The following is a 26,604-nucleotide window of genomic DNA, read 5'->3' as shown; positions in this document are numbered from 1 at the left end:
TAAAAATAAAACAATGAATGAAAGCTGGATGCAAAAATGGGAAGAGGTAAAAGACATTCTTACCTGTCCCGTAGATTTGGAGACCTATTTTACTTCAGATGAAATTCTGGAGCAGAAAATGGAGGTAATGGAGATCGGAAATGTATCCCTGCCTTCCGGAAAACTCATTGTAAGAGACCCTTTGGTATTTTTGAATGCCGGAGAAAAACCGTATTTCCTGCAAGCTCCTAAAGGGGATTTTCCTGTAAAAATTGCGGTGGTGAAATCGGAAGAGTGGGGGAACCGCTATGCCGCAGTGAAAGTAGAATTCACTCACGAAAAACCTGTCCTGTATAGAGAAGCACTGATTGGAATAGAAAATCTTGAAGATTTAAATGAAGGCGACTATTTCGGATTCATGGTAGATGCCGGACTGGGTTCTATTACCGATGCAGAAGTACTGCCTTATTTTGATACATTCCGTACCAATCTGAAGGTAGATAATATGTACGATGATTATTTTGCAGAGCATTTTGCACAAAGTTTTAAAGAATACCCACAAAACCAGAGAGAGCTGGGAGACTGGATCAACTGGAAAGTTCCCGGTACAGACTATCATATTCCAATGTTTGCAAGCGGTTTCGGAGATGGAGGCTATCCTGTCTATTTCGCATACGATTCAAAAGGTGAAATCTGTGGATTGTATATCCAGTTTATTGATATTGAACTGGCATTATCAGATGAGGACGAAGATGGGGAAGATGAATAAAACATTTGCCGACAAAGTCATAGCCTTCAATAAAAATTTACAGTTTTCAGGAGATCTTCCTGACGGCTTTCAGGCCTTGAATCCATATCTTGATAATCCGGAAACCATGATAGTCATGCAGGAATTTTATCACAAATATTATAATGATCTAAACCGGAGGAAATTCATCATCGGAATCAATCCCAGCCGGCATGGAGCAGGAGTGACAGGTGTTCCCTTTACCGATACCAAAAGGCTTGAAGTTGTTTGTGGCATTACAATGCAGTCGGCGCGAACCCATGAAGTTTCATCAGTTTTCATGTATGATATGATGGCTGAGTACGGAGGAGCAGAAGAATTTTATCAGGATGTTTATATCAATTCGCCCTTTCCGCTGGCTATCGTAAGAAAAACAAAAACAGGCTGGCTCAACGCAAATTATTATGATGATAAAAAACTCTTTGAAGCAGTAAAAGACTTCATGATCGAGTCGCTGAAGAAGCATATCAGTCTGGGAGTAGATACTTCCGAGGTCTTTGTTCTCGGGAAAAAGAATTCAGAATTTATTTCAGCGCTTAATAAAGAAGCTCAGCTATTTGAAAAGATGACCGTTCTTGAGCATCCAAGATATATCCAGCAGTATAAAACAAAAGAAAAACAACTCTACATCGACAAATATATTTTAGCATTAAAAAAATAGATGTTAATTGCATGATGTTGAACTGAACGATTAACCATGACTATTTTTCCTATCCATACAAAATTTAAATACAGCTGGCGTGCTTATCAGAAGAGATTTCTCGATAATCTGGGGGAGTATCTTACCAACAACCATCTGCACATCACAGCACCACCAGGTTCCGGAAAAACGGTACTGGGACTGGAAGTTATGGTCAGGCTGAATAAACCCACGCTTATCGTTGCTCCTACCTTAGCCGTGAAAAATCAGTGGGTTCAAAGATTTTGTGAACTTTTTCTTGATACAGAAACGGTTCCTGAATGGATTTCTACTGATATCAAAAATCCCGGACTTGTTACCGTAACGACCTACCAGGGAATTCATGCAGCTTCAGGCTACACGGAAGATGAAGAAACAGAAGCTGATAAAAAGTCGACAAGGGTTTCCTTATCTGAAATAATAAAGAAACTGCAGAAGCAGAAAGTGAAAACCTTTATTTTTGATGAAGCCCACCACCTGAAAAATGCATGGTGGAGAAGTTTAATGGAGCTAAAAGCTGCGATAGATCCCACCATCGTTTCCCTCACTGCAACACCGCCTTTCGATGTTTCCGGTTATGAATGGCAAAAATACCTTCAGCTTAACGGTCCTATAGATGCAGAAATTTCCGTTCCCGAATTAATGATCGAAGGGGATCTCTGCCCACATCAGGATTTGGTATATTTTACATTACCTTCCTATGAAGAACAGCAAAAAATAGAATATTATCATACCCAGGCGGAAAGCTTTTTTAAAGAAATTGAAAATGATGATGCTCTTCTCAATGCATTGGAAAAACATCCCGTGTATCAGAACCCAATGGGAAATCTGGACTGGATCTATGAAAACATATCCTCCTATACTTCCGGGCTTATCTATCTTCATTTCAGGAAAAAAGAGATTTCAAAAATTCACTTTGAGATCATTGGTGATCAGCATCAGTATATTCCGGAATTTGATTTTTTCTGGTTTGAAGAACTTCTTGATTTTTATCTGGTAGTTGATGAAGTGAATTTTAAAGATGAAGAAGAGCATCGTACAGCCCTCAGCAACAGATTAAAAAGACAAGGTTTTCTTGAAAAAAAGACCATCAGTTTTTACAACAATAAAAATGTAAGCCAGCTCCTCAATTCCAGTATCGGAAAACTTCAGGGCATCAGAGATATCGTTGAATTTGAATTTTCTGTTCTTAAACAAGATCTGAAAATGGTTATTCTTACCGACTTTATCAAAAAAGAATTTCTATCCACCGACTCGAAAAATGATCTCCCGCTAGATAAAATTGGAGCCATCCCTATTTTTGAAAAATTGAGACGGGAAAATCTACAGAATAAAAAAATAGGTGTTTTAACAGGAAGCATTGTTATTATTCCGGCGTCTGCAAAGGAGATACTCCATGAGATGTGTAGTAGAAAAAGGATATACGGAATATCGTTTTCAGTCATTTCCTACGATAAAAATTATATCCAGATTAATCTTACAGAACAAATAAAACACGATATTGTCCATGTGATCACTGAAATCTTCCAGCAGGGCTATATTCAGGTTCTGATCGGAACGAAATCTTTACTCGGAGAAGGCTGGGATGCGCCCAAAATGAATACCTTGATCCTTGCCAGCTTCGTAAGTTCCTTTGTTCTGTCCAACCAGATGAGAGGAAGAGTGATAAGAACAGATAAAGAAAATCCTCAAAAAACCGGAAATATATGGCATCTTGTCTGTTTCGATCCAAAAAGCGAGAGTGGTGGCCAGGATATGGATATTGTCAGAAAAAGATTCAAAACCTTTGTTGGGATTTCAACCCAACAGGAAACTTCCATCGAAAATAATTTTGAAAGGCTCCATATAAAAACCATCGAAAAAGAAGATGAGCTCCCATCTGTTAATCAGGATAGTTTTTCTATGGCTGAAAACAGAGAGGCTTTATCGCAGCGCTGGAAATCAGCATTGGATCAAGGTAATATTCTCGTGGAAGAAATTAAAGTTCCTTCCGAAGATATGCGAACAGTAAAGGATATGAAGATGACCTATCTGGGGAAAATGACGGCAGATCTATCCAAAGTGATGATTTCATCCGTTTTACTCTTTTGGCAGGATCTTCTTTTCGGGTTACTGAAGAATATTGATGGAATAGATTCTGTCAAAAACCTGTCCTGGGCTGTATTTCTATTGGGAGGTTTGGGATTGGTGATCTACGGAGGGAAATTTTACCGGGCATTAAGACAATATCTTAAATATAGAAATATTGCCGGTCATATGGGGCTTATAGGTGAAACCGTTCTCAAATGTCTTATCTATGAAAGGATTATTACTACCGCTCCTGAAAAAATGAAGGTGGTAAGTTCTGCCGACAAAAGTAATATGTTTTGCTATCTTGATGGTGGCAGTCATTACGAAAAATCACAGTTCATCAACGTTTTACAGGAAGTAATTTCGAAGATTGATAATCCCAGGTACCTGCTGAAGCAGCAGACTCAACTTTTCTACAGGAAGCAATACATCTATTATCCCGTGCCCGACGTTTTCGCCAGAAATAAAAAAAGTGCCGATCTGTTTGCTAAAACCTGGAGTGAAAAGATTGAGAAATCTGAACTGATTTTCACCAGAACCATTGAAGGTCGACGCACCTTATTACAGTTGAGATTTCAGTCCCTGTTAAAAAGAAATGCGAGAATTGAACATCTTCATAAATGGACCCGATAAAAAAAATTCCCTGAATAGTCAGGGAATTTTCTCATTTATGCATTAGAATCTTTTCGGGGCACAAATCACTTATGAAAAATTTTTATTTTTTGATGATCTTGGAAGATCCGGATGGAGTTTTAAGGATGTAAACGCCGTTTGGAAGTTCCGAGATATCTGCCTGATTGGTTCCTTTCTTGATATCAAGGTTTTTCAGCAATTTACCATCCTGGCTGTAAACTTCAGCTTGTGCATTGTCTTCCGTTTTAATGGAAAGAGGTCCGCTGGTAGGATTAGGATAAATGCTCATTCCTTTTTGTGAGGAAGCTGTTTCATTGGTTGCCAGTACTACGATACCGGAGTCTTTTACCCACGTGAAAGCATCAAGTCCTGCATATCTGTAGTTTCCTCCTAGCGTCAGTCTAAGCTCATCGATGATGATATTTGAATAATTCTGACCGTTTAAATTGGTAAGGTCAATCAGAGTATATCCGTTGGTAGGAGCCATAGAAGTAGCAAAGCCCGTAGACTTCGTCTGTGTAAACTTAGTTACTCCGCTCAGTTTTCCTGTAATAGTTAATGTTCCCGGTACAGTCAGATCCAAATTAAGAGAGGACAGGAACATCCAGAAACGGTTTACTTTAAACAGATTGGAAGTTGTTTTGATACTGAAAGACGGCGGAGTGGCAGGATCATTAGAATTATCAATATATCTGTTGTCATTAGCGGTTCCGTTCCAGCCTGTTCCAGGGAAATTGGCTTGAATATCGAAAGCTCCTACGTGAGAAATAATGTTGAAAATGACTCCATTGTCCGTAAAGCTTGGACTTCCGTTTGATTCTGTCTCAAATTGTTCTGTACTGGTTTGTCCAAAAGAAAATAAAGATATGAACAGACTACAGATCGTTAAAAAAATAGATCTTTTCATGATTTAGGTTTTAAATAGGTTGTTGTTTTTTAGCTTCGTGGAGGATAGATTCCCTCTACACAAATGATGTAGTTAAGCCCTAAATAAGGCGGCATATTATTCATCGGAAGATTTTGTCCGGTGTATGATATGGATCTCGCATTAAGAGTCGTATCAGGATCAACGGCTGCAAAACTTGGTACAGCATTGAAATCCCTTCCTACCTGCGTTCCGGTTTTTGCGATTGATGTGGCAGTTGTAGGAGTAGAAACGGTAGCATTGGCGTTAGCCACTTTCAGTTGAAATCCAGAACCGATACTTGGAAGATTCTGTGCCATAATCGTATTTTGTGTTGTTCCGGCAACCACTCCAAGAGGATAATATTCGTTCGCAGTTACATTTCCGGCCCCGATAGCCATACGCCCTTTTAGATTCGGTAATGCAAAGGTGTCTACACCGTTTCCTCCATAGGTTGTCCCCAGGATTGAGAATAAAGCAGAATTATTTGAAATCCTTAATAAGCTTCCGTCACAGAACATCCAGCCTCTAGGTGCAAAATTTCCCGCAAATAGTTTTACAATTCCAATGTACTCGTCCATGATAATAGTTTTTTCAGTTGTTAAGTTTTCTTACTCTATTCAAGGCTTTTCAGATTCCGCCTTTGGTCGTTGTTTTTTTTGATAAGCCAAAGGAACAACATATAAGAAGTCAGTGCTAGAGTAGAAAATACCAAATTAAAGACTCCGTATTTATACGTAATGAATACGCCCTGCCTATGATATACAGAGGATTTCAGGCTTTAATGCAACAGATATTTTAGGAATATAGCATGAACAATAATTTAGGTGTCATAATTTTCTCTGGACGAGCGGTATTTAGTATTTTTGTAAGAATCCAATTAAAATAAAAATGAACGAATTCGTAGCATCAGAAATTAAAAACAATATTGCCGAAATTACTTTCGGAACACCAAAAAGCAACGCACTTCCAGGGGCTATTTTAGAAAAACTGGCTCAAACCATCCTGGATGAAGGAGCTAAAGAAGAAGTAAAAGCTATCCTGGTAAAAAGTAAAGGGGAAAAAGCATTTTGTGCAGGAGCAAGTTTCGATGAGCTTTTAGCCATTGAAGAATTAGAAACTTCTACAAAGTTTTTCGGAGGATTTGCAAAAGTTCTGAATGCCATGAGAAACTGCGGAAAAATAGTGGTGGTAAGAGTTCAGGGAAAAACAACCGGTGGAGGTGTAGGAATCGCTTGCGGAGCAGATTATTGTTTTGCCACTAAAGATTCAGCCTTGGCACTTACAGAAATTAATTTAGGAATCGGCCCTTTTGTGATCGGCCCTTATGTAGAAAGAAAGATTGGGAAGTCACAATTCTCTGCAATGGCTATTGATGCGGATTTCAGATCGGCAGAGTGGGCAGAACAGCACAATGTTTATCATTCTGTATCCGAGAGCATTGAAGAGATGGATGCCAAATTAGAGAAATTCATGCAGACCCTGGCTTCAAGAAGCAGTGATGCATTAGCTTTAATCAAAAAAGTATCCTGGGAAGGAACTGATCATTTCAATGAATTAATGCCTGCAAGAATTCATATGAGTGCTAGCTTAATTCTTGAGGATTCTGCTAAGAAAAATATTGAATCTATTAAGGAAAAATTGAGAGCAAAATAATACTTTGTTTCCCATCATAATATAGCCACTGATTATTTTCAGTGGTTTTTTTGTGATCGTTGTGTATAATTCAAAAATACCATTCAGTCCTTTAAATGGTAATAGAGTTCTTTTAATTCATACCAGCTTAATTCTATTTCTTTAAGTTAAAAATTACATCGTGAAAAAAAAGACTGAAATTTTAAAAAATATATTGGCAGATTCAAAATAAGTTATAACTTTGTAATTCAAAGTTCTTTTTATGGATTCGAAAAACTATCACGAAGACTTATCGCATATCCGTTCCATGATGGAACGGTCTTCCAGGTTTATTTCATTGAGCGGATTGTCTGGAGTTGTAGCCGGACTTGCCGCATTAATTGGTGCAGGATATGTGTATTTTGTTTTTAAAAGGGAAGGAATTGATTACTTTGACGGTGACAGGAATATTTTCCACCCGGCATTGGTAAAAGAAGTGGTTCTTATTGGAACTGTGATTTTATTTACGGCCCTGCTCAGTGGCTATGTTTTCACAGCCAATAAGAGCAAAAAGAAAGGACAGAAAATCTGGGATGCCACGACAAAGCGCCTATTGCTTACTTTTGCTGTTCCTTTGGTTACGGGCGGAGTTTTTTGTCTAGCCCTTCTTTTTCATCACCTTTTTGTATGGATCGCTCCGGCTACGCTTATCTTTTACGGAATTGCGTTAGTCAGTGCAGAAAGATATACACTAACTGATATCAGATACCTGGGATACTGTCAGATCATACTGGGATTGATTTCTCTGTTTTTTCTGGGGTGGGGCCTTCTATTCTGGACCATTGGTTTTGGAATTTTACATATTGTGTATGGTTTGATCATGCATAAAAAATATAAATAAAGATTAAATTTGCAGGATTTTAAGAATAAGCTCTTGAAACCTGCTGCTAGAAAATCGTTATGATAAAAATCAATCAACTCAATAAGGAATTCGAAAGCCGTGTAAGACTGGGCATCATGTCCGTTCTAATGGTCAACGATTGGGTTGATTTTTCTGAAATGAAGAATGTACTGGATGTCACAGATGGAAATTTGGCCAGCCACAGCAATGCGCTGGAAAAAGCAGCCTATATTGAAGTGAAGAAAGAATTTGTGGGCAAAAAACCAAAAACGTCTTACCGTGTTACCCAAAATGGAAGGCAGGCTTTTAATGAACATTTGGATGCTCTTGAAAAATTATTGGGAAGATAAACCTATATTTTTTTGAAAATTTACTTTGAAATACAAAGTACTTTATAATATTAAAAATTAAAAAAATGATGACACTAAAACAAAAAAGAACATTTATTTACACTACACCTGCTGCCTTATTATCTATTCTTATGTTAGGAAATTTCTTTAGCAATGAATTCAACTGGTCATCGGGTGACTTTGCAGTCGCTGCAGTTTTGCTTTTCGGAACGGCCTTTATCATCGATCTGGTACAGCGGATCGTTAAAAATAAAACTTACAAAACACTCCTGAGCGGCGCAATAACTCTGGTTCTGTTGCTTATCTGGGCAGAGTTGGCAGTAGGTGTTTTTGGAACTTCTTTCGCGGGAAATTAATAGTCACCGAATCCTCAAGCAATGACAAGAAAGTATTTTCTCAAGAGCCTTTTCAGTCTGTCGGTAGCGGGAATGTTTCCTTTCCTATACTCGTGGCAGATAGAGCCATTCTGGTTAGAATTTGTACAAAGAAAACTTCCGGTTAAAAATCTCCCTGAAACATTGGAAGGAAAAATATTGATGCAGATTTCAGATTTGCATGTAGGAAACCGTTTCGACTGGAATTTTCTGATTGATTCTTTCCATAAAGCTCAGCAATTCAACCCTGATTTTGTCGTCTATACCGGAGATTTTGTGAATCATGGAACCCAACAGGAGCTGGAAGATCTGAAGATCGTCATGAAACATGCAGTCCATGGAAAGTTAGCGACTTTTGGGATCCTTGGAAATCATGACTACGGAAAAAACTGGAACGATAGCCAATGCTCAGAAGACATCTGCCACATTCTTCAGGAGGTTGGAATCACGATGCTTAAAAACAGCAGTGAAGAAATCCACGGACTGAATTTTATAGGATTTGAAGATTTGTGGTCACCTAACTTTTATCCGACAGAAGTAATGAACAGTTACCATCCTTCAAAAGCCAGTATCGTGCTTTGTCATAATCCGGATGCCTGCGACAGGGATATATGGAACGGATATCAAGGCTGGATTTTAAGCGGTCATACTCATGGCGGACAATGCAGAATCCCAGGCATCATCACCCCGGTCCTTCCAGTCCAAAATAAAAAATATGTATCGGGCGAAATAGATCTTCATGATGGAAGAATGCTTTATATCAACAGGGCTATTGGCCATTCTTTCCAGATAAGGTTTATGGTTCGTCCGGAAATTACCGTCTTTACTTTAACTCAGGCTTAAAATACTATCTATGAAAGATCATGAAATTATAAACATTGGAAAATCCATTTTCGGATTGTGCTTTGCGCTGGGAAATATCTGTCTTTTCGGTTATCTGATCACAAAGATTGATGACTTTGCTTACTACGGTTTTCTTCTGCTGGTCTTCGGAACAGCTTTAAACCTTTTTGTAACATTGGGACTATTGATTTATGGAATTGTTCATGAGGCAAAGTCTGATGCCTGCCTCAAAGCTATCGGTATACTGATGATCAATATTCCCGTAGCTATTCTTTATGCTGTAATAGGACTTAATCTGGATGGCTTATGAAAGATTATGAAATAATGAATATTGGGAAATATACTTTTGGGTTATGTTTTACGCTTGGCAGTATCTCTCTCGTTGGCTACTTAATAACAACTAACGATGCTTTTGTGGCCGGAGGTTACATGCTTTTAATTTTCGGAACTATAATAAATCTACTCATTGCGCTTGGATTATTGGTTTATGGAATTGCTGATCGATCTAAACTTAAGCCTTGTATGAAAGCGATCCTGATGATAATGATCAACATTCCCATAGCATATATTTATGCGTTAATAGGACTTAGCTTAATATTTAAATAATAAATTATGAAAAAAGTACGTGTTCAATTTCTGCTTTTTGTCTACGATAAAACCCAGAAACTCTACAGAAAATATTTTAAAAAGAAAAAAAGACAATGGCAGTTCAATGAACAGCAGCTGCTGCAATTTCAGGAAGATTCCTTGGGAAGGAAACTGGGTGAGTTTTATAAAAAACACGGATTTTCTATGATCCCGAAAATGGAAGACCACGACGTGCATCATCTGATCACCGGATGCGGAACCCATTTTGAAGACGAAATCGCCATGCAGTACCTTCTTCTCGGAAATGGTAAACTCAATGCCCATCTTCTGGCTGCAGTCGTATTGGGAACATTGATTCTTCCCGAATATTTAAAACTTTATAAGAATGCTTATAAGAAAGGACAGAGCATGAGGCCCTTTTACCATTGGGATTTTGAAAGCTTATTGTGGCAGAATTTTGACCATCTGAAAGATTATATTCAGCAGAAAGGACCGACGGTACTCTATTAATGAATGATCATGAAGAAAATACAATACAGTACCGTAGGCAGAAATACTTTTCTGACTTCATTGTTATCAGGGACTTTACTATTCATATCTTATGTGATAACAGAAGCAGACTTTCTATTAATATTGGGATTTTATTTTGTGGTTATCGCAGCCGTAGTGAATCTGCTTGTCCTGCTCTATGAGCTTTTAGAATTCCTGACAGATGTAACGGATAAGAAATCATCAGGAAACTCAGTACTGCTGTTGCTTCTTAATATTCCAATTACGATCCTTTATCTATTAATCCTTTTTAATTACAATATGTAAATTTTTCATTTCCGGTATTTTAAATCAAAAAAAACACATGATTATATAGCATTAAGAATCTTTAAATCTTTAAATGCTTCAATTTTTCAATTTCTACCTTAAACCCTTCCATCATGAAAACACATCATTATATATTCCTTACAGCCGCTTTGTTTGTCATTCTATTCTATGATCAGAATGTGGGAATGAATCTCGGTATTATGAGCATCGTTTACACAACACTTACCTTGTTCAAAACCCCTGAAAGAAACAGAACAAAAACCTTTCTGATACTTTTTGTTACAAGTATGCTGTCAAGCTTTGCTTTTATCTGGTACGGAGATTTTCCTTCCTTACTGGCGGTTGTAAGTTCCATTCTCCTGCTTGGTTATCGATCAAGAAACAGAAACCTGAAAATACTTTTCCTGATTCCGGTTTTTATCATCAACAGTTTTACCTCACTTTTCAGGTTCTTCAGTTTTGACGAATGGCTTCCGAAAAAAAATGTATCAGGTATATGGCAGAAAACCTTGGCGTTCATTATTATTCCGATTTTGTTGATTTCTGTATTTTTCGGAATTTACTCTGCGGGAAGTGATCACTTTGCAGCACTTTTCAGAGATTATGAGTTGGATATTAATGTATGGCAACTGTTATGTATTTCGGTGCTGGGCTTTTTTATTGCGTTCAATTACTGGAATTATGCAGTGGAAAGATTCATTTATAAAAAGAATCATTGGCTGGATGATGACTTTCAAGATCAATCTAAAATTCAGAAGTCTACCTATTCCTTCCTTGATCTCGATTCAGAAAGGACAAGTGGGGTTATCTCTTTCTTTTGCCTGAATATTTTATTGGTGTTTTTTATTATCACTTACAATTATGAACAGTTTTATGAGGTATCGAAAACTCCCGTTCAGCTTTCCGAAGAAACCCATGAAAGAGTCAATGCGGTGATCCTATCGATTGTGATGGCGGTTTTGGTCATTATGTTCTATTTTAAATCAGGTTTTAATTTTGATCCTAAGGCAAAGCTGATGAAAATGCTGGCCGGAATCTGGATTGTTTTAAATGCAATTCTTGTTCTGTCCGCAGTCGTAAAAAACTACGAGTATATCATCAGTTACGGATGGACTTATAAGAGGCTGGGCGTATTTGCTTTTCTCCTTTTGGCCCTCATTGGTCTGGCTCTTACCTTTATTAAAATTCAGAGGAAAAAAAGAAATGCATTCCTGTTCAATGCCATGACCTGGTATTTTTATGGAACAATTTTGGCTTGCAGTTATGTCAACTGGGGTGGAATCATTACCTACCAGAATATGAAACGTAAAGATTTTGTGATGAACTATCACCTTGAGCAAATCAGTTTCAGTGAAAGAGGGCTGCTGAAGTATGCGGATGAAAAGAAAGATCCGCAACTTAAAAAGAAAGTACTGGTAAAAATTAAAGAAGAAAAGTCCAGGCCCTTCCTTTCAAAAATCCTTTACTATGAAACATTAAAAGATTAGTTATTATGAAAAAATCCTTATTGTTAATTCCATTGATTATTATTTCGTGTAAAAAAGAGGTGAACGTATCCGAAACTCCGAACAGGGACTCTGCTGTGGTCACAGAAATGCCTGATTCCGCTACAAAAACAGATTCAGCTCAACTTAGAAAGCAAGATTCAATTATTAACAATGCTCCTGTTACCAAAGAAGTACTCCGCAAAGGAGTTATGAGAAGCGAAAAAGAAGGTCAGATTATCCGTACGGCAGATGCAACTCAGCTTCCTTTTACCCTGGGAGAAGAATTCACAAAAGACGGTCAGGAACTTGTCTTAAAACTGACTCACTATGACAAACCTACGATTAAAGCAAAAATTTCAACAAATGAAAAAGACTTTAATATCAGGTTCAATCAGATCAAGCTTCCCAACGGAGATTATGATGGCCCTTTTAGCAGAGAAATTACTTACCAGACCAAAGGAAAAGGAGAAGTATGGCTGATTATCGGGAAAAGCAATATGGCTTCAGGCAATACCATCGGAAGTTTTAATGTAAGTGTAGAATAAGTTTTATCCATTTGGTATAATTTGTGCAAACTCATTACTAAAGTTTAAAAGTTATGAAAAATATATGGTTAATGACGGCGGCAGTTTCAGCAGTAGTAGTAAGCTGTGGAACAGTACAGTCGCTGGTTCAGAATACATTCCCTTACACCGCCAATGTCCTGGTATCTACGGGAGTTCCGGCTGATAAAGAGGTTTCTTCCACATCTACGGCTACCAATGTGCAGACATGGTTTGGAGGAAATAATAATGCAAAAATCAAGGATGTAAGAATTTCTGATGCTAAAATTTCTGTAGTTTCTCCTTCAGGTGGAAATTTAAGTGCGGTGAAATCCGTAAAAGTATATGTTTCTTCCAGCGGAACAGGGGAGAAGTTGGTCGCATCACGTTCCAATATTACAACAGACTCCTCAAGTTTAAATCTGGATCTTAATGATACGGGGTATTTAGATGAGGTAGTAAAAAGTTCAGGACTTACTGTAAGAACAGTCTACGAGTTGAAAAACCAGACGACTTCAGATATGAATCTTAAAATAGCGCTTAATTTCAACAGCGTTCCTGCAAACTGACTTTTTTATAAAATAATCAAAAAACGTCTTTCAGGAGCTGAAAGACGTTTTTCTATTGATATTGGATTATAATTTCGTGAATTTCTCAATCACTCTTCGTTGTCCTTCGGTAATATTAATGATATATTGTCCCGTAGGAAGATTTGAAGTATTGATCTTTTCATCAGGGGAAACAGATCCTTTTGTCAAGGTTCTTCCATGCATATTGATTATTTCGAAATCAAGTTTTTTATCCTCATTGCTGTGAATTGCGACAGAGCTGGTAACAGGATTAGGATAGATTTTAATTTCCAGAGGAGCCTGCACCTTAGTTTTAGCGGCAAAACTGCCTTCCAGCTGTAATATGGCATTTTTTACATTTGGAAATGGGCCTATTTTCTGATTGACAACAGTTCCGCCCTGAGGGATTCCTGTAGAGATCAATAAGTTTTTCATCGCAGCCGGAGTCAGATACTGACCCGTATTCTGATAATAATAAGACTGGATCAGTGTGGCTGCAGAAGCGACTACAGGAGTTGCAGAACTTGTTCCGCTGAAATAATTATAGGTTCTGTTGTTATCGTTATCATACTTTTGGTAAGAGCCATATCCTGCTGCAAGAACATTGCTTCCCCAACCCTGAACATCCACTCTGTTTCCAAAAGTACTGAAGCTCAGTTTGGAGTGGGTTGTATTAGGAGAACCTGCTCCCACAATGATGGCGCCACTGTTTCCTCTTGCTCTGTATGCCGCATAAAAAGGATCATCAAGATTTTGATTTCCGTTTCCGGCTGCTGCAATGACGATGATTCCGGAATCAGTAGCTGCTTTCGTTAGATCCCAGATCACACTGTCATATTCAGCAGGACAGTACTGACCATCTTTTCCTCCCGTCTGCATTTCATATAAAATGATATCACCGGCCTGAGAGGCATTGATTGATCTGCTCACTGCTGAAGCTCTGTTATATCCAACTGTAGTCCATTCCATATAGCCTTTGATTTGGGAAGCACTGTAAGCCGCTCCTGAAAGGCCAATATTATCCTTTACAGATCCTAAAATACTTACCACAGCCGTTCCGTGATCGCGGTAATTGTTATTGGCCAATCCTGCATTAGGACTGTATCCGGGTTCCAATTGTATAGAATTTTGATTGGAAAGCATTTCGTGAGTTTTATAAAAACCATATTCTACATCACGGATTCTGATATTTTGCCCTGTAATTCCTCTTGACCAGGCATATTTGGCATTGATTCCGGGATTGTCGTTGAGGTAGGTTTGAAGACTCTCTAAATCGGGAGTTGCAACAAATGCTTTAACCAATGGAGGTTCGATAGGAGTACTGCTCATCACAGAAACATACTCTACCTCAGGAAATTTTTCAAGGGTACTAGCCAGTCTTTCTGCTGCTTCTGTGCTTTGATGGGGAATATTGACCCTGAATATTCGTTTTAATTTTTCAACAGATTCTCCCGAGTTACCGTTTGCTCTGCTGTCTTTGATCATTTCTTCAAGTTTTTGGTCACTAAAACCAAGATCATTAATCAATGAAATGTCATTGATTTTTATAAACTCTGCTAATTCCGGATTTCGGCTGAGGGCTGCCTTCTCAGAAGTAATGCTTTTTGAAAAGCATAAATAAATGTTTGCGCTAAGCTTATCACTTTTATCTGACGGATTCTGGCCCAAAGAAAGGAAAAAGCTGAAAATAAATAAGGTGAAAAGTCTAATTTCTGTTTTCATATTATTTTATTAAATGGTTGTAAATCAAATTTATAATTTAAAATACAAAAAACATAGAATAAGAATATTAATAAACATATTTGCTTGCGAGGTTGATAATTATAAATGGTGAATAGTGTAAATGTGAATAATATTAATTTAAATCACGTTTTTGTGAAATTAAATTCTTGCTGAAATTAAAAGCGCTTTATCTCACATCATAAAAATTATCATAAAAAAGAGGATGTCGAATGCTGTTTAGTCAAGATATTTCATCTTAAGAAGGATTCTCCTGATGTGGCCAGTAATAAATTTGTTATTGTTGGTCAGCCAGATAATGGAAATATTTTTTTCAGGAATCATGATGAGGTGAGATTTGAAGCCTCCCTGATCACCGGCATGCTCAATCACATTCACCGTTTCTTCTGTTTTGGTATCCGCATAGAAACCTTGATGAACAAACCAGGTTCCTGTATGATAGATTGGTTTTTCACCCTTCCAGCCGGATGGATTATATATCGTTTCTGAGGCTTTAATAACCGAACAGTCCGTAAATTTACATTGGTTAATCGCGGTAATGTATTTTTTCAGGTCCTCAATAGAACTCCATACCCCTCCGTTGCCTGCTGCTGCAAAAGTAGGGCATTCGCCATAATCATATTCCTGATAGGTCTTATCCTTCAAAATATAACCGTGAGCTACATTTTTATCAGGAAAGCTGCCATCTGTAATCCGGCTGTTTTTCATTCCCGAAGGTTTAAAAATATTTTGATCGACGAAGCGCTGCCATTTCATCCCGCTTGTCTTCTCAATGATCATTGCCAGACCGTTGTACGCCGGATTGGAATATTCGAATTTCGTGCCCGGTTCAAAATCCAGCGAGTCCGCGGACTTTAATGGTGTGAAATTTTCTTCATCCTTTGCTGTAAGATAAAATAGACTGTCCTTCTCCACATTTCTCAGATCAGGAAGCCCGGAACTGTGGGCGAGAATGTGACGGAGCTTAATCCTGGCAGCAATATCCTTATTCTTGAAATCAGGAAAGAATGTAAGCAGATTGTCATCCGTTGAGAGCTGATGTCGGTCCTGAAGGATCAGGATTCCGTATGACACAAAGGTTTTAGAAATAGAACCCAGATTTGAAACGGTTTTGCTCGTAAACTTATTTTTGGTCTTCAGATCAGCCAGCCCGAAAGCATTTTCATACAAAACCTTATTTCCCTGTTGAATTAAAATAGCACCTCCCGGTTCATCCGCTTTGAATAATTCTGAAAAGGCTGAGTCTAGTTTTGATTTTAAAAGTTCGTCACGACTCTGTGTGTGGCCTGTGAAATAGATACTCAACGTTATTAAAAATCCGGATATTAATTTAAAATTCGGGTGCATGATTAGGAATTTTTATTTCAAATAGGAAGGTTCTTGAAACCTTATTTAGAGAAGTATTTCTTTTCGTTTTAGCTTTAGCTTTTTGTGATGGAATCCATGACGATCGTTACAGGTCCGTCATTGATGAGGGAAACATTCATATCTGCCCCGAAAATTCCACTTTCTGTTTTCAGTCCTGATTTGGCTAATTCTTCTCTGAAATAATCGAACAGGGGAATTGCCTGATCCGGTTTTGCGGCTTTAATAAAAGAAGGACGGTTTCCTTTTCTGTAATCAGCAATCAGCGTAAACTGACTGATGCAAAGGATTTCTCCCGAAATATCCTTTACTGAAAGATTAAGTTTGTCATCTTCATCACCGAATATTCTTAAGTTTAAGATTTTCTGTACAAGCCAGTCTGCATCAGCTTTTTCATCATTCTCATCAATTCCGGTCAGCAGCATTAATCCTTTTCCGATTTCCCCGACAGTTTTTCCATCTACTTTTACGCTGGCCTCAGAAACTCTCTGTATAACGATCTTCATTTTAATAGTAAATATTTAGATTTTTAGTGGCAAAGTCATAATTGTAAGGATAGGTTTTAGGCGGAAGGGATGTTTTCGCTCCTGTTTCCGGCTGACCTGTTCTCAGGATCCATCGGGTATTGTCCTTAGGGCAAAGAACACTGATATTGTCTTTAACTTCAAGCGTTGTATTGGCATCCGGGCAAATGTGGGGTGCATTTCTGTCGTATACTTTGAAGGTGTCTCCCGCACGGACTACAATAAGTCCTCTTGTTCCGGACTGCTGCTCATTCACATAAATCCAGCTTCCGTCATAGTTAAGAGCATTATAAGCAGGAAGGTTAAGGTTTAAAGATACATTAATAGGGTTGTTGGGAAAGCAGCTTACGGTGTCTTCTCTGCTTCCACATGAGTTTATAGTTAAATTACTGAAAATCAGTAGAGTTAAAATAGAGACGATTGAAAAAGTTTTTTTCATTTCAATTTAAATTTTTATATATTTGTAAAAGTTAAACGATATAACACGTAATACATTGTCCGGCAAATGTCGGATTATTTTTTTATACCAAACCTAAATTTTGAAAATTATGGCAAGCTATGTAACAAAGGAGGGACAAGAGAAAATGAAAGCTGAGCTGGAACAGTTAGAAACTGTGGAAAGACCAAAAATCACCCAGCAGATTGCAGAAGCAAGAGATAAAGGAGATTTATCTGAAAATGCTGAATATGATGCGGCTAAAGAGGCTCAGGGTATGCTTGAAATGAGAATTTCAAAGCTTAAAGATATTATTTCAACTTCCAAAATCATAGATGAAAGTCAATTAGATACTTCAAAGGTTTCGATCCTTACAACGGTAAGACTTAAAAACAATGCAACCAATCAGGAGCAGGTGTTTACCTTGGTGCCTGATAATGAAAGCGACCTTAAGACAGGAAGAATTTCTGTGAATACACCCATCGCAAAAGGATTGCTTGGAAAAGTAATCGGTGAAACAGCAGATATTACATTACCAAACGGAAACAAACTGTCTTTCGAAGTATTAGAAATTACTCTATAATCTAAGTAAGAAATCCGGAATTTTAACTTCTAAAAATATGAGCAGTATATTCACAAAAATCATTAACGGCGAAATCCCCTCATACAAAATTGCAGAGGATGACAATTTTATAGCATTCCTTGACGCAATGCCTCTAGTGAAAGGACATACGCTGATTGTTCCTAAAAAAGAAGTTGACCTGATCTTTGATCTGGAAAACGAAGAATATAAAAACCTTTGGGGATTTGCACAGCAGATCGCCAAAAAGATTAAAAATGCAGTGCCCTGCGTAAGAGTAGGAGTGGCTGTAGTAGGACTTGAAGTTCCTCATGCCCACATTCATCTTATTCCCTTAAACAATGTGGAAGATATGAACTTCAAAAATGAAAGATTGAAATTAACAGACGAAGAATATAAAGAGATCCAACACTCAATTATTAATTCTTAAAAAGCATAAAATCGTAAAAAAGAAATTTTTTACGATTTTCTTTAACCTATATAATATAGTATGAATTCAAATCAATGTTCATTCTGCGGCAGAAAAAGAAATGAAGTGCAAATGCTTATTTCTGGGCAGAGCGGATTTATCTGTGAAAACTGCATAGAACAGGCACACGTTATTGTAAAAGACAGTGTTTCCAAGCCAGGATCTTCTGGTCCTGCAGAAAGTATAGAAGAACTTAAGAAACCGAAAGAAATCAAGGAATTTCTTAACCAATATGTTATTGGACAGGATCAGGCAAAAAAACAGCTTTCGATTGCGGTATACAACCATTATAAAAGACTGCTTCACGCCAAAGATGAAAACAGGGAAGTAGAGCTGGAAAAATCCAATATCATTATGATAGGAGAGACCGGTACAGGAAAAACTCTTTTGGCAAAAACCATTGCAAGAGAGCTTAATGTCCCTTTCTGTATTGTAGATGCTACGATTCTTACGGAAGCAGGTTATGTAGGAGAGGATGTGGAAAGTATCCTTTCAAGACTTCTTATGGTGGCTGATTATGATGTGGAAAAAGCTGAAAGAGGAATTGTATTTATTGATGAGATCGATAAAATTGCAAGAAAATCAGACAACCCAAGTCTTACAAGAGACGTTTCCGGAGAAGGAGTACAGCAGGGATTGCTAAAACTTCTGGAAGGAAGCATTGTCAATGTTCCGCCTCAGGGAGGAAGAAAACATCCGGATCAGAAATATATTCAGGTGAATACTCAGAACATCCTTTTTATTGCAGGAGGTGCTTTTGACGGGATTAAGGAGATCATTGAAAGAAGGATGAACAAGCAGGCGATAGGATTCAGTTCTGAAAAAATCAATAAAGCGGATGAAGACGAATATATCCTGACCCATATTAATGCCATTGATCTTCGTACTTTTGGATTAATTCCAGAGCTTTTAGGTCGATTTCCGATCATTACTTACCTTGATAAACTCACTAAAGAGACCATGGTAAGAATCATGAAAGAACCTAAGAATTCGATCATCAATCAATTTGTAGAACTGTTCAAAATGGACGGTGCCCATTTGGTTTTCACAGACGGTGCCATTGAAAAGATCGTAGAAGAAACAATTGAAAAGGGCTTAGGCGCCAGAGGATTAAGAGGAACCACTGAAAAGGTACTGGAGGATTATATGTTTTCAATAGGCGAAGAGAAAGAAATAATATTAACGGAGGAGAATATTTTTGTTAATAAATAAAATATTTTTTTTTCTAATAAAAAAAAATCTTACCTTTGCGGGTGAAGATTGTATTAACACACAAATAATTTATACAATGAGAAAAAGTTTATTTGCTATAGGTCTTTTAGCAATTAGTTATTCTGTTCAGGCGCAGATACTATGTCACGTTGACACTAATGCTAATATGTATGTGAGCGAAGGCACCCTTGTTTATAGTGGTGGAGGTGTTCAGACAAGAGGCAGTGGCCTTTTGGATGTACACGGAAACGTCATGGTTGTAGGTGCAGCTGGAGATGCTTTTAAAACAATAGACACTGGCGGTGGAGATAAAACCGACGGTGGAAATATTGTTTTAAGACTTAATACTCCAACGGCTACCGACGACGTATCTACTTACGGACAGTTATATGTTGATGGTTTAAGCCAGGGACAGATTACTGGAATTGTAAGTAAAGAATTCAGAACCAAGAAACATGGTAATGGAGATTTTTATCAGCAGGTAGCGATGCCTTTTTCTGGTAAAGTCTTGAACACTTTATCTACTGAACTTGGTAAAACATTTGGAACAGTACGAAGAAGTAAAAATGAAATCTTAAAAGCAAACAACACAGCAGCTGTTGCAGATTTTACGGATTTATCTATTCCTACAAGTGATGCTACCGCATATTATATGCTGGGATCTGCCAATAATAATTTGGACACAAGCAGCGCGCTTCATACGATTAATGGTCGTCCTTATACTACACTGGCAAGCAGCACAACTCTTCAAAACGGAGGAAATGTTAATTTCGGTGCAGGGGGGAATGCCATCAATGGTTATAATGAAAGATATAATACCTATCTACAGGATCAGTTTGAAGTTTCAATTACGCCTTGGGGAAACACGTATGGTAAAAATATTTATCAATTTGGAAACCCGTTCTTAACCAATCTTGATTTATCGAGAATTGGATATGTAGAAAATGTAGGAACTACTGATGGAAATAACATCTCTAATATCTGGGGTGTAAGATACGATCCCGGAACTGTTACTGTAGGGTCTCAGGGAAATGCATACAGTTCAGGAGCATTAATTCAGACTTATACTACTCCAGCAGGAGTTCCTGTGGGAGATATTGGTATGATTATCAAGCCAATGCAGACTTTTGTGTTGAAATTAAGAACATCTGCTGCACAGACATTGAACTTTAATACCCTTAGAAGATTTAATCAGACCGTAAGAGCTGCAGCAACTGATTACAGCGTTACTGCTGCTAAAAACGGGATGAAAAGTATTGAAGGAACTGTAAAGCAATTGGGGGTAATTGGTTTAGATGCTAATGGGAACGAAATTGCAAGAACATATTATGTCGTTTCACCTAATTTTACTACAGGTCACCAGACTTCTGTAGCAACGACTGTTCAGGCAACATCTACAAGCGAAAATATGATCGGTACATTTGAAGAAGCTTTAAATGGAGGATATGATACAAACTATACAGGTCAGTATTGGTTATATATCAATGAAGCCAATGAAAGTAACTTTAAAGGTAAAAATGTTAAACTTGTAAATTATAAGACTGATAAAGTTAAATCTTACAAGTTCGAAATAAGAGAAAATGGAGAGTTAGTTCCAGCTGGAACTCACTTACTGTCTGCAGGTGTCGGCTTCTACTATAAAGCATCAAACGGTACTGTACAGCAGGCAACACAAGGCGGTATTGCCCCTAACGCTGTTGCATCTTATGATTTATATTACGGTGAACCCAATAATGTGGTGTTAGCAACTAAAGACGATAAAGCTACACCTTCAAGAACAATGGTAGTATATAATCCTGAGATTACCAACTACATTGTTAGATTTGATCCAAACTGGAAAAAAGCAGATATTGAAGTTTATGATATGAGCGGTAAACTGGTTATCTCTAAAAAGGCAGTTGATGCATCTAGGGATTTTGTAATTGAGCTTAACGGCGCTGTTAAAAATTCTTATGTTGTAAAAATTGTCTCTGATAAAGGAGAAACCGTTAACACTAAAATCTTAAAATAAATATTATGAAAACTATTAATAAACTAGTATTCGCTCTTTTCTTATTCGGAACATTTCTGGTCAAGGCTGATGATGAAATTCCACCGGTACCGGGAGGAGGTGGTACGGGAACAGTAGGACCTGGAGGTGCCGCATCACCTATTGATATGTATGTATATCTGCTATCTGTAGTTGCCATTGCACTTATTATATTCTATACAAAGAAATTAAAAAGCGTAAAAGCCTAAAATTTTATTAAAATAACATTAAACTCTCTGATTAATCAGAGAGTTTTTTTATTTTTACTCTATGAAAAAGATATATATATTATCTGCAGTATTAGCTGCATTTTCTTTGCAGGCCCAGTTTACAGTTACAGTACAGGCTCCTGCCGAATTTAAAGATAAGGATGCCATTCTATATACATTAAACGGTTCAAAAGATATAATCGTTACCAAAGAACAGAATAAGAATAATACATGGACCTTCAAGTACCCAAGCCATTATATGGGGATGATGAAAGTGTATTTTCCTGATTCAAATAATGCGGTGAGCTTTATTTCCGAAAATAAAAACATCAGCGTAAAACTTGATGTGCAAAATAATAAGATCAAAGACGTAGCTTATCTTGATGAAGCCAATGATCTTATGAGCAGACAACAGGAAGGTTCTCAAAAGAAAGAACTTATTCTTCCGGCATTAGCTCAGATCAAAGAATATTATAAGGACAATACTGATTTCGGAAAGGCACTTAAAATAGAAATAGAAAGACTTTCCGGAACAAACAATACTATTGATGCGTCAAAGCATCCTTTTATTTCTTATTACAATACCAATTATAGCAAGTTCTTATCTAATTCTACAGATCCTGCTAAAAAGGTCACTCCTGATGATATTGTCAACTTCCTGGATAAGTCTAATGATATGCTTGAGTCTTCGTCCCTTTTAAGGCCTGTTTTGGTATCCTATCTTAATTCGGGAGGGAACACGAATGTTGCAGGTTCAGTAGATACCCTTTTAGACCGTTTAAAGGTTGAAACTCCAAGAGGTCAAACGGTGCTTTCAGAACTTATTGATATTTTTGATGCATACGATATGGAAGAGTTTAAAACCAAATATCTTACACTGGCAAAAAACCTTAAGTGTACCATTAATGACAGATTGGCGACGACATTAAAATCTAATGCTAATGTTGAAATGGGAGCCACATTTCCTAATGTGAAATTTCAGTCGGCGGCCAATACATCTGCCAAGTCTCTGTATGACGTGAAAGCGGATAAGAAAATTATTGTTTTCTGGTCGTCCACATGCTCACACTGTGAAAGCGAATTGCCGAAACTATTGGAAAAATACAATGAGTTAAAAGCGAAGAATATTCAGATTGTCGGTCTTTCTTTAGATACCGACAAAGCTTCATATACTCAAAAAATTGCTGCGTTTCCCTGGATCAATGATTCCGAATTAAGAGGATGGAACAGTAGCTACGTCGATACTTACAATGTTCATGCAACTCCGACGTATTTTATTTTAGATGCTAACAATAAGATAATCAATAAACCAGACCACGTGGGGAATGTTTTAGAATATTTTAAGTTAAAATAATTTTGGTGGTAAACAAATATTTTCTATATTTGCACCACCAAAACGGCGAGGTAGCTCAGTTGGTTAGAGCGCAGGATTCATAACCCTGAGGTCACGGGTTCAATTCCCGTCTTCGCTACAATAAAGGGAAAGTAATATCTATTACTTTCCCTTTTTTATTTTTGTGATTTATCATTTAAAATTTTAGAATGGGTAAATAAAGGTTACTTACGATAAGTCTATGTAACTTATTTTGCACATTAAATTTTCAATACTGAACATTTTGTAATGAGATTAGAATCTGATAATGTAAGAAATCTTTCTTATAACCCAAGCTCTAATTGATTTTTTACCAGATTGAAATATTCAGTCCTTTCACTCACTAATTGCTGATGGTTTCCTTTTTCTATAAGTTCTCCGTTTTTAAGCACCAAGATCTGATCTGCATTCTTTACAGTAGAAAGTCTATGAGCAATAATTACAACTGTTTTTCCTTTAAAAAATTCCTGAAGATTATCATGAATTATTTTTTCATTTTCTGAATCTAGAGCTGACGTAGCTTCATCGAAAAATATATAATGAGGATTTTTATACACAGCACGTGCAATAAGAATACGCTGTTTCTGTCCACCTGAAATTCCATTGCCGGAAGCTCCGATCTTGGTTTCGTATCTTAATGGAAGGGATTCAATAAACTCTTCTATATTGGCCGTTTTTACAGCCTGTCTCAGTTTGCTCTCATCTGCATTTTTTTCACCGGTTATAATATTTCTTTCTATACTGTCAGAGAATATATATCCATCCTGCATTACCACACCACAGCTGCTTCTTAAATTTTCGGGAGATATATCATTAATATTGATATCGTCGTATGAAATTTTACCTTCAGTGGGTTCATAAAACTTTAACAGAAGCTTCATCAAAGTTGTCTTCCCACTGCCGCTTGCGCCTACGATGGCTGTTATTTTTCCTTCGGGAATAAAGAGATTGATATTTTTTAATACATAGGGAGATTTACTGCCCGCATATTGAAAACTTACATCGTCAAATCTGATTCCTTTAAATTCATAATTATTTTGTGTATACAATGGTAAGGCTACCTGTCCAGAACTCTCTTCAGCAGGGTAGCTTTGTACTTCGTTCAGTCTTTCTAAGCTGAGTTTTGCATCCTGAAGTGACCGGAAAAAACTGATAAGTTGATTAACGGGTGAATTCATCTGCCCGATAATGTAGGAGACGCTGAGTAATCCTCCTAAAGTCATTTTATCATTTACCACAAGAGTTGCAGCCAGAAAAGTAACAAGAATATTTTTCAACTGATTCATAAATTCAAAACCGGATAACTGAATCTGATTCAGCTTGAGAATTCTGATATTTACTTTAAATAATTTTTGTTGTACTTCTTCCCATTGACTGCGTTTGAAATCTTCAAACTGGTTGAGTTTCATTTCTGTAACTCCCTTAATGATTTCAAATACGGATTCCTGATTTTCTGCCCGCTGCTGGAAACGAAGATAATCTAAAACTTTCCTTTTTTTCAGCCAGTAATAAGACCATCCTATAGAGAGCACCGTAAGAATAAGGTAAACAGTAAGAATTGTATAATTATAATAAAGAAGAACGCCAAAGAAAACCGAAAAGTTAATAATGGAGAAAAAGGTAAGTAAACTCTGAGAAGTAAGAAATTCTTCGATTCTCTCATTATCCTGTATTCTCTGATTAAAATCGCCCATTTTTTTTGTGTCAAAAAACCTTATGGGAAGCTGAAGCATCTTTTTTAAATAATCGGAAATAATGGTAATACTCAGTTTGGTACCTATAAAAAGCATAAGCCAGTTTCTGACCACTTCTATTGTTATTGATCCCAGAAATAATCCTAATTGTGAAAGAAGAATTAATGCAATAAGATTAAGATTTTTGGCGCTTACTCCATCATCTATCAATGCCTGGGTTAAAAATGGAAAGGCAAGTGTGACAGCACTTCCTGCCAGCAATAAAAAGAACATTAATATCAGTTGCCTTTTGTAGGGAGTAAGATATTGCAGGATATAATTCAGCGTTATTTTCTTTTCTTTAGGGACCTGGATGTTGAAAAATTCTTCTGAGGGCTTTAAAAACAAAGCTATTCCCATACTATCATTAGAGATCCAGTATTTTTTAAATTCCTGTTCTTTGATAGAGATCAATCCATGTGCCGGATCTGCAATCTGAAAAGTATAGTCTGAGGATAAGAATTTTTTAGATACTTTCTTTAGTACAACAAAGTGATTTTTACCCCAGTAAAGGATACAAGGGAAAGATTCATGTGAACTGATCAGTTTCTCTATGGTTAGTTTTACCGGAAATGTTTCAAAACCGATCTTTTTTGCTGCTTCAACGATACCGAACATAGATACCCCTTCTTTCGTGATAAATGAATTGTCACGAAGGTATTGAAGGCTGTAGTTTTTTCCATAATTGCTGGCTACCATAGCAAGACATGCCGGGCCGCAATCCATCTGATCATGCTGAATAATAATTTTCATATACGTTATGCTTTGAAAATATTTTTTATAAGAAGTGAACGGATAGACTGGTTGAAGTATAATTTATTTTCCATAAAATCAATTATTCCCAGGGTCAGAGTTGTAGTGTAGGCGGGGGTATTTTTCTCTACAAATTTATAAAGATCGAGAAGCAGAGCGATTTTCAGAATATCATAAAACTGATTATACGGCTGCTGGAAATAATAAATTAAACCTTGAAAGTAATCTGTATAATTAGAATCTCGAAGCTGTTTGTTTATATAGATCCAGTTATATATAATTTGTCTGTCCGGAGTGTTGACCTCAAAGTCTAAACCTGAGTACCAATCATCGGGCAGAAATTCTGTGCTGTGAATATTAAATCTGATCATATCTTCAGTAATCATCGTGAAAAGCTCATAGGCATAAGTTTCTCTTATAATGGGTACTTTCATCCAGTACTCCTTTTGGCTGAAAATATTTCCAAAAAGATTTTCATTGACTCCGTTCAGCAAATAGTTAATAAGGTTAAATATGAGCTGGTATCCCGAATCTTCCTGATGATTTCTGAAATATATTCTTGAAATGTTTTTATTCTGCTCAAAGCATCTCAAATTTAACGTATAAATACCCTGCTGAACAAGATAGTCATTCAGAACCAAACATTCTAAAGTGAAGGTCACAGCTTTGGGGAAATCTTTTATTTTATAGTAATAAAGTGATTTCACAGACAGAGCCCCTTGCTTGGCATACATATAAAGATTTCCTGAAAAAGAGTTTTCAATCTTCTTTTCAATGTCTAAATACTCTTTTAATGACTGATCAAGATCAGTTTCTTTAAGCAGGTCGGAAACAATTTTTCCTAATTCGCGATCGGTACGGTCTATTGAATCAAACTGTTCTTCATCTGTATTGCATATTTCGAATACTTCCTTTTTTTGTAAGATTTTAATTAATTTACCAGTGTCATACTCAAACGTTGAATTGAAAGAGGATGCCGGGAAAGAAGACATCGCATTTGCAAATTCTTCCAGTTCTTTATAATAGGTTACCATTTCTTTTTCCAT

Annotated in this window: 29 protein-coding genes and 1 tRNA gene; 22 read left to right on the top strand and 8 right to left on the bottom strand. The window is 37.0% G+C overall.

What is annotated here, in order from left to right; genetic code table 11:
• The first annotated feature begins 13 nt into the window (after window positions 1–13).
• Genes EG346_RS03155 through EG346_RS03145 form a run of 3 tightly spaced genes read left to right on the top strand, consistent with a single transcriptional unit; the run spans window position 14 to window position 4,148 of the window.
• On the top strand, window positions 14–748 hold the full coding sequence (locus EG346_RS03155) for a DUF4241 domain-containing protein (RefSeq protein WP_123876968.1): 735 nt from the start codon (window positions 14–16) through the stop codon (window positions 746–748).
• Window positions 741–1,427: an SMUG2 DNA glycosylase family protein gene (locus tag EG346_RS03150; protein ID WP_123876967.1), complete on the top strand. Its 687-nt coding sequence runs from the start codon at window positions 741–743 to the stop codon at window positions 1,425–1,427. Before EG346_RS03155 ends, EG346_RS03150 begins: the two co-directional genes overlap by 8 nt.
• Before the next feature lie 36 nt (window positions 1,428–1,463).
• Window positions 1,464–4,148, top strand: a complete 2,685-nt coding sequence (locus tag EG346_RS03145; protein WP_123876966.1) for a DEAD/DEAH box helicase family protein — start codon at window positions 1,464–1,466, stop codon at window positions 4,146–4,148.
• An 82-nt stretch (window positions 4,149–4,230) separates the two neighbouring features.
• On the opposite strand, the gene EG346_RS03140 is transcribed toward EG346_RS03145, so the two are convergent.
• Together EG346_RS03140 and EG346_RS03135 are read right to left on the bottom strand one after the other, a co-directional pair.
• On the bottom strand, window positions 4,231–5,055 hold the full coding sequence (locus tag EG346_RS03140) for a T9SS type A sorting domain-containing protein (RefSeq protein WP_123876965.1): 825 nt from the start codon (window positions 5,053–5,055) through the stop codon (window positions 4,231–4,233).
• 29 nt (window positions 5,056–5,084) lie between these two features.
• Entirely contained in the window at window positions 5,085–5,633 is a 549-nt protein-coding gene (locus tag EG346_RS03135; RefSeq protein ID WP_083564126.1) for a phage tail protein, read from the bottom strand.
• 310 nt (window positions 5,634–5,943) lie between these two features.
• On the opposite strand from EG346_RS03135, the gene EG346_RS03130 reads away from it, so the two are divergent.
• From EG346_RS03130 to EG346_RS03075, 12 genes are all read left to right on the top strand, one after another.
• Complete coding sequence (locus EG346_RS03130; RefSeq protein ID WP_123876964.1) at window positions 5,944–6,708, top strand: enoyl-CoA hydratase/isomerase family protein; 765 nt, start codon at window positions 5,944–5,946, stop codon at window positions 6,706–6,708.
• Window positions 6,709–6,949: 241 nt separating this feature from the next.
• The gene (locus EG346_RS03125; RefSeq protein WP_123876963.1) at window positions 6,950–7,567 is read left to right on the top strand and encodes a hypothetical protein; all 618 of its coding nucleotides are present in this window, start codon (window positions 6,950–6,952) and stop codon (window positions 7,565–7,567) included.
• 59 nt (window positions 7,568–7,626) lie between these two features.
• Entirely contained in the window at window positions 7,627–7,917 is a 291-nt protein-coding gene (locus EG346_RS03120; RefSeq protein ID WP_073335538.1) for a winged helix-turn-helix domain-containing protein, read from the top strand.
• Between the two features lie 65 nt (window positions 7,918–7,982).
• Window positions 7,983–8,273, top strand: coding sequence for a hypothetical protein (locus EG346_RS03115; RefSeq protein ID WP_228423833.1), 291 nt, complete (start codon window positions 7,983–7,985; stop codon window positions 8,271–8,273).
• Window positions 8,274–8,294: 21 nt separating this feature from the next.
• Window positions 8,295–9,134 carry a metallophosphoesterase gene (locus EG346_RS03110; protein WP_123876962.1) on the top strand — a complete coding sequence of 280 codons (840 nt, stop codon included), beginning with the start codon at window positions 8,295–8,297 and terminating at the stop codon, window positions 9,132–9,134.
• A 10-nt stretch (window positions 9,135–9,144) separates the two neighbouring features.
• On the top strand, window positions 9,145–9,444 hold the full coding sequence (locus EG346_RS03105) for a hypothetical protein (RefSeq protein WP_123876961.1): 300 nt from the start codon (window positions 9,145–9,147) through the stop codon (window positions 9,442–9,444).
• On the top strand, window positions 9,441–9,740 hold the full coding sequence (locus EG346_RS03100; protein WP_123876960.1) for a hypothetical protein: 300 nt from the start codon (window positions 9,441–9,443) through the stop codon (window positions 9,738–9,740). The genes EG346_RS03105 and EG346_RS03100 overlap by 4 nt, the downstream gene beginning before the upstream one ends.
• 6 nt (window positions 9,741–9,746) lie before the next feature.
• A complete protein-coding gene (locus tag EG346_RS03095; protein ID WP_123876959.1) occupies window positions 9,747–10,232 on the top strand; it encodes a Coq4 family protein in 486 nt (161 codons plus the stop codon).
• A 9-nt stretch (window positions 10,233–10,241) separates the two neighbouring features.
• Window positions 10,242–10,538 (top strand): hypothetical protein, encoded by a 297-nt coding sequence (locus EG346_RS03090; protein WP_123876958.1) that lies wholly within the window; start codon window positions 10,242–10,244, stop codon window positions 10,536–10,538.
• 113 nt (window positions 10,539–10,651) lie between these two features.
• Window positions 10,652–12,025 carry a DUF4153 domain-containing protein gene (locus EG346_RS03085; RefSeq protein ID WP_123876957.1) on the top strand — a complete coding sequence of 458 codons (1,374 nt, stop codon included), beginning with the start codon at window positions 10,652–10,654 and terminating at the stop codon, window positions 12,023–12,025.
• 5 nt (window positions 12,026–12,030) lie between these two features.
• The gene (locus EG346_RS03080) at window positions 12,031–12,570 is read left to right on the top strand and encodes a hypothetical protein (protein ID WP_123876956.1); all 540 of its coding nucleotides are present in this window, start codon (window positions 12,031–12,033) and stop codon (window positions 12,568–12,570) included.
• Between the two features lie 53 nt (window positions 12,571–12,623).
• Window positions 12,624–13,136: a hypothetical protein gene (locus EG346_RS03075; protein WP_073335546.1), complete on the top strand. Its 513-nt coding sequence runs from the start codon at window positions 12,624–12,626 to the stop codon at window positions 13,134–13,136.
• A gap of 66 nt (window positions 13,137–13,202) precedes the next feature.
• Here the strand turns inward: EG346_RS03075 and EG346_RS03070 are convergent, their stop codons facing one another.
• The 4 genes from EG346_RS03070 to EG346_RS03055 all read right to left on the bottom strand — a co-directional run bounded on the left by EG346_RS03070 (window position 13,203) and on the right by EG346_RS03055 (window position 17,204).
• The gene (locus EG346_RS03070) at window positions 13,203–14,858 is read right to left on the bottom strand and encodes a S8 family peptidase (protein WP_123876955.1); all 1,656 of its coding nucleotides are present in this window, start codon (window positions 14,856–14,858) and stop codon (window positions 13,203–13,205) included.
• Between the two features lie 237 nt (window positions 14,859–15,095).
• Window positions 15,096–16,223: a serine hydrolase domain-containing protein gene (locus EG346_RS03065; RefSeq protein ID WP_123876954.1), complete on the bottom strand. Its 1,128-nt coding sequence runs from the start codon at window positions 16,221–16,223 to the stop codon at window positions 15,096–15,098.
• Window positions 16,224–16,297: 74 nt separating this feature from the next.
• Entirely contained in the window at window positions 16,298–16,747 is a 450-nt protein-coding gene (gene dtd, locus EG346_RS03060; protein WP_123876953.1) for a D-aminoacyl-tRNA deacylase, read from the bottom strand.
• Window position 16,748: 1 nt separating this feature from the next.
• Window positions 16,749–17,204, bottom strand: a complete 456-nt coding sequence (locus EG346_RS03055; RefSeq protein ID WP_123876952.1) for a Rieske (2Fe-2S) protein — start codon at window positions 17,202–17,204, stop codon at window positions 16,749–16,751.
• Window positions 17,205–17,313: 109 nt separating this feature from the next.
• Between EG346_RS03055 and greA the strand changes: the two genes are divergently transcribed.
• From greA to EG346_RS03020, 7 genes are all read left to right on the top strand, one after another.
• Window positions 17,314–17,784 (top strand): transcription elongation factor GreA, encoded by a 471-nt coding sequence (gene greA, locus EG346_RS03050; protein ID WP_073335551.1) that lies wholly within the window; start codon window positions 17,314–17,316, stop codon window positions 17,782–17,784.
• A 37-nt stretch (window positions 17,785–17,821) separates the two neighbouring features.
• Window positions 17,822–18,211 (top strand): HIT family protein, encoded by a 390-nt coding sequence (locus EG346_RS03045; protein ID WP_073335552.1) that lies wholly within the window; start codon window positions 17,822–17,824, stop codon window positions 18,209–18,211.
• A 60-nt stretch (window positions 18,212–18,271) separates the two neighbouring features.
• Window positions 18,272–19,462 carry an ATP-dependent Clp protease ATP-binding subunit ClpX gene (gene clpX, locus EG346_RS03040; RefSeq protein WP_073335553.1) on the top strand — a complete coding sequence of 397 codons (1,191 nt, stop codon included), beginning with the start codon at window positions 18,272–18,274 and terminating at the stop codon, window positions 19,460–19,462.
• Window positions 19,463–19,538: 76 nt separating this feature from the next.
• Window positions 19,539–21,473, top strand: coding sequence for a T9SS type A sorting domain-containing protein (locus EG346_RS03035; protein ID WP_123876951.1), 1,935 nt, complete (start codon window positions 19,539–19,541; stop codon window positions 21,471–21,473).
• A gap of 5 nt (window positions 21,474–21,478) precedes the next feature.
• Window positions 21,479–21,700: an Fjoh_0651 family PID-CTERM protein gene (locus EG346_RS03030; RefSeq protein WP_073335554.1), complete on the top strand. Its 222-nt coding sequence runs from the start codon at window positions 21,479–21,481 to the stop codon at window positions 21,698–21,700.
• 61 nt (window positions 21,701–21,761) lie between these two features.
• A complete protein-coding gene (locus EG346_RS03025) occupies window positions 21,762–23,054 on the top strand; it encodes a TlpA family protein disulfide reductase (RefSeq protein WP_073335555.1) in 1,293 nt (430 codons plus the stop codon).
• Between the two features lie 44 nt (window positions 23,055–23,098).
• Window positions 23,099–23,172 (top strand) — tRNA-Met (locus EG346_RS03020).
• 184 nt (window positions 23,173–23,356) lie between these two features.
• Here the strand turns inward: EG346_RS03020 and EG346_RS03015 are convergent.
• A complete protein-coding gene (locus tag EG346_RS03015) occupies window positions 23,357–25,558 on the bottom strand; it encodes a peptidase domain-containing ABC transporter (protein ID WP_073335556.1) in 2,202 nt (733 codons plus the stop codon).
• 5 nt (window positions 25,559–25,563) lie between these two features.
• Window positions 25,564–26,604: a hypothetical protein gene (locus EG346_RS03010; protein ID WP_123876950.1), complete on the bottom strand. Its 1,041-nt coding sequence runs from the start codon at window positions 26,602–26,604 to the stop codon at window positions 25,564–25,566.

This window comes from Chryseobacterium carnipullorum (assembly GCF_003815695.1).
Taxonomy (GTDB): domain Bacteria; phylum Bacteroidota; class Bacteroidia; order Flavobacteriales; family Weeksellaceae; genus Chryseobacterium; species Chryseobacterium carnipullorum.
Note: the sequence above shows the minus strand (reverse complement) of the source record. Positions and strands in the feature narration are given on the sequence as shown.

Excerpts from the sequence above, each read along its gene's own strand:
- EG346_RS03155 (WP_123876968.1), top strand. The coding sequence starts at position 14 with ATGAATGAAAGCTGGATGCAAAAATGGGAAGAGGTAAAAGACATTCTT.
- EG346_RS03150 (WP_123876967.1), top strand. The coding sequence starts at position 741 with ATGAATAAAACATTTGCCGACAAAGTCATAGCCTTCAATAAAAATTTA.
- EG346_RS03145 (WP_123876966.1), top strand. The coding sequence starts at position 1,464 with ATGACTATTTTTCCTATCCATACAAAATTTAAATACAGCTGGCGTGCT.
- EG346_RS03140 (WP_123876965.1), bottom strand. The coding sequence starts at position 5,055 with ATGAAAAGATCTATTTTTTTAACGATCTGTAGTCTGTTCATATCTTTA.
- EG346_RS03135 (WP_083564126.1), bottom strand. The coding sequence starts at position 5,633 with ATGGACGAGTACATTGGAATTGTAAAACTATTTGCGGGAAATTTTGCA.
- EG346_RS03130 (WP_123876964.1), top strand. The coding sequence starts at position 5,944 with ATGAACGAATTCGTAGCATCAGAAATTAAAAACAATATTGCCGAAATT.
- EG346_RS03125 (WP_123876963.1), top strand. The coding sequence starts at position 6,950 with ATGGATTCGAAAAACTATCACGAAGACTTATCGCATATCCGTTCCATG.
- EG346_RS03120 (WP_073335538.1), top strand. The coding sequence starts at position 7,627 with ATGATAAAAATCAATCAACTCAATAAGGAATTCGAAAGCCGTGTAAGA.
- EG346_RS03115 (WP_228423833.1), top strand. The coding sequence starts at position 7,983 with ATGATGACACTAAAACAAAAAAGAACATTTATTTACACTACACCTGCT.
- EG346_RS03110 (WP_123876962.1), top strand. The coding sequence starts at position 8,295 with ATGACAAGAAAGTATTTTCTCAAGAGCCTTTTCAGTCTGTCGGTAGCG.
- EG346_RS03105 (WP_123876961.1), top strand. The coding sequence starts at position 9,145 with ATGAAAGATCATGAAATTATAAACATTGGAAAATCCATTTTCGGATTG.
- EG346_RS03100 (WP_123876960.1), top strand. The coding sequence starts at position 9,441 with ATGAAAGATTATGAAATAATGAATATTGGGAAATATACTTTTGGGTTA.
- EG346_RS03095 (WP_123876959.1), top strand. The coding sequence starts at position 9,747 with ATGAAAAAAGTACGTGTTCAATTTCTGCTTTTTGTCTACGATAAAACC.
- EG346_RS03090 (WP_123876958.1), top strand. The coding sequence starts at position 10,242 with ATGAAGAAAATACAATACAGTACCGTAGGCAGAAATACTTTTCTGACT.
- EG346_RS03085 (WP_123876957.1), top strand. The coding sequence starts at position 10,652 with ATGAAAACACATCATTATATATTCCTTACAGCCGCTTTGTTTGTCATT.
- EG346_RS03080 (WP_123876956.1), top strand. The coding sequence starts at position 12,031 with ATGAAAAAATCCTTATTGTTAATTCCATTGATTATTATTTCGTGTAAA.
- EG346_RS03075 (WP_073335546.1), top strand. The coding sequence starts at position 12,624 with ATGAAAAATATATGGTTAATGACGGCGGCAGTTTCAGCAGTAGTAGTA.
- EG346_RS03070 (WP_123876955.1), bottom strand. The coding sequence starts at position 14,858 with ATGAAAACAGAAATTAGACTTTTCACCTTATTTATTTTCAGCTTTTTC.
- EG346_RS03065 (WP_123876954.1), bottom strand. The coding sequence starts at position 16,223 with ATGCACCCGAATTTTAAATTAATATCCGGATTTTTAATAACGTTGAGT.
- dtd (WP_123876953.1), bottom strand. The coding sequence starts at position 16,747 with ATGAAGATCGTTATACAGAGAGTTTCTGAGGCCAGCGTAAAAGTAGAT.
- EG346_RS03055 (WP_123876952.1), bottom strand. The coding sequence starts at position 17,204 with ATGAAAAAAACTTTTTCAATCGTCTCTATTTTAACTCTACTGATTTTC.
- greA (WP_073335551.1), top strand. The coding sequence starts at position 17,314 with ATGGCAAGCTATGTAACAAAGGAGGGACAAGAGAAAATGAAAGCTGAG.
- EG346_RS03045 (WP_073335552.1), top strand. The coding sequence starts at position 17,822 with ATGAGCAGTATATTCACAAAAATCATTAACGGCGAAATCCCCTCATAC.
- clpX (WP_073335553.1), top strand. The coding sequence starts at position 18,272 with ATGAATTCAAATCAATGTTCATTCTGCGGCAGAAAAAGAAATGAAGTG.
- EG346_RS03035 (WP_123876951.1), top strand. The coding sequence starts at position 19,539 with ATGAGAAAAAGTTTATTTGCTATAGGTCTTTTAGCAATTAGTTATTCT.
- EG346_RS03030 (WP_073335554.1), top strand. The coding sequence starts at position 21,479 with ATGAAAACTATTAATAAACTAGTATTCGCTCTTTTCTTATTCGGAACA.
- EG346_RS03025 (WP_073335555.1), top strand. The coding sequence starts at position 21,762 with ATGAAAAAGATATATATATTATCTGCAGTATTAGCTGCATTTTCTTTG.
- EG346_RS03015 (WP_073335556.1), bottom strand. The coding sequence starts at position 25,558 with ATGAAAATTATTATTCAGCATGATCAGATGGATTGCGGCCCGGCATGT.
- EG346_RS03010 (WP_123876950.1), bottom strand. The coding sequence starts at position 26,604 with ATGGAAAAAGAAATGGTAACCTATTATAAAGAACTGGAAGAATTTGCA.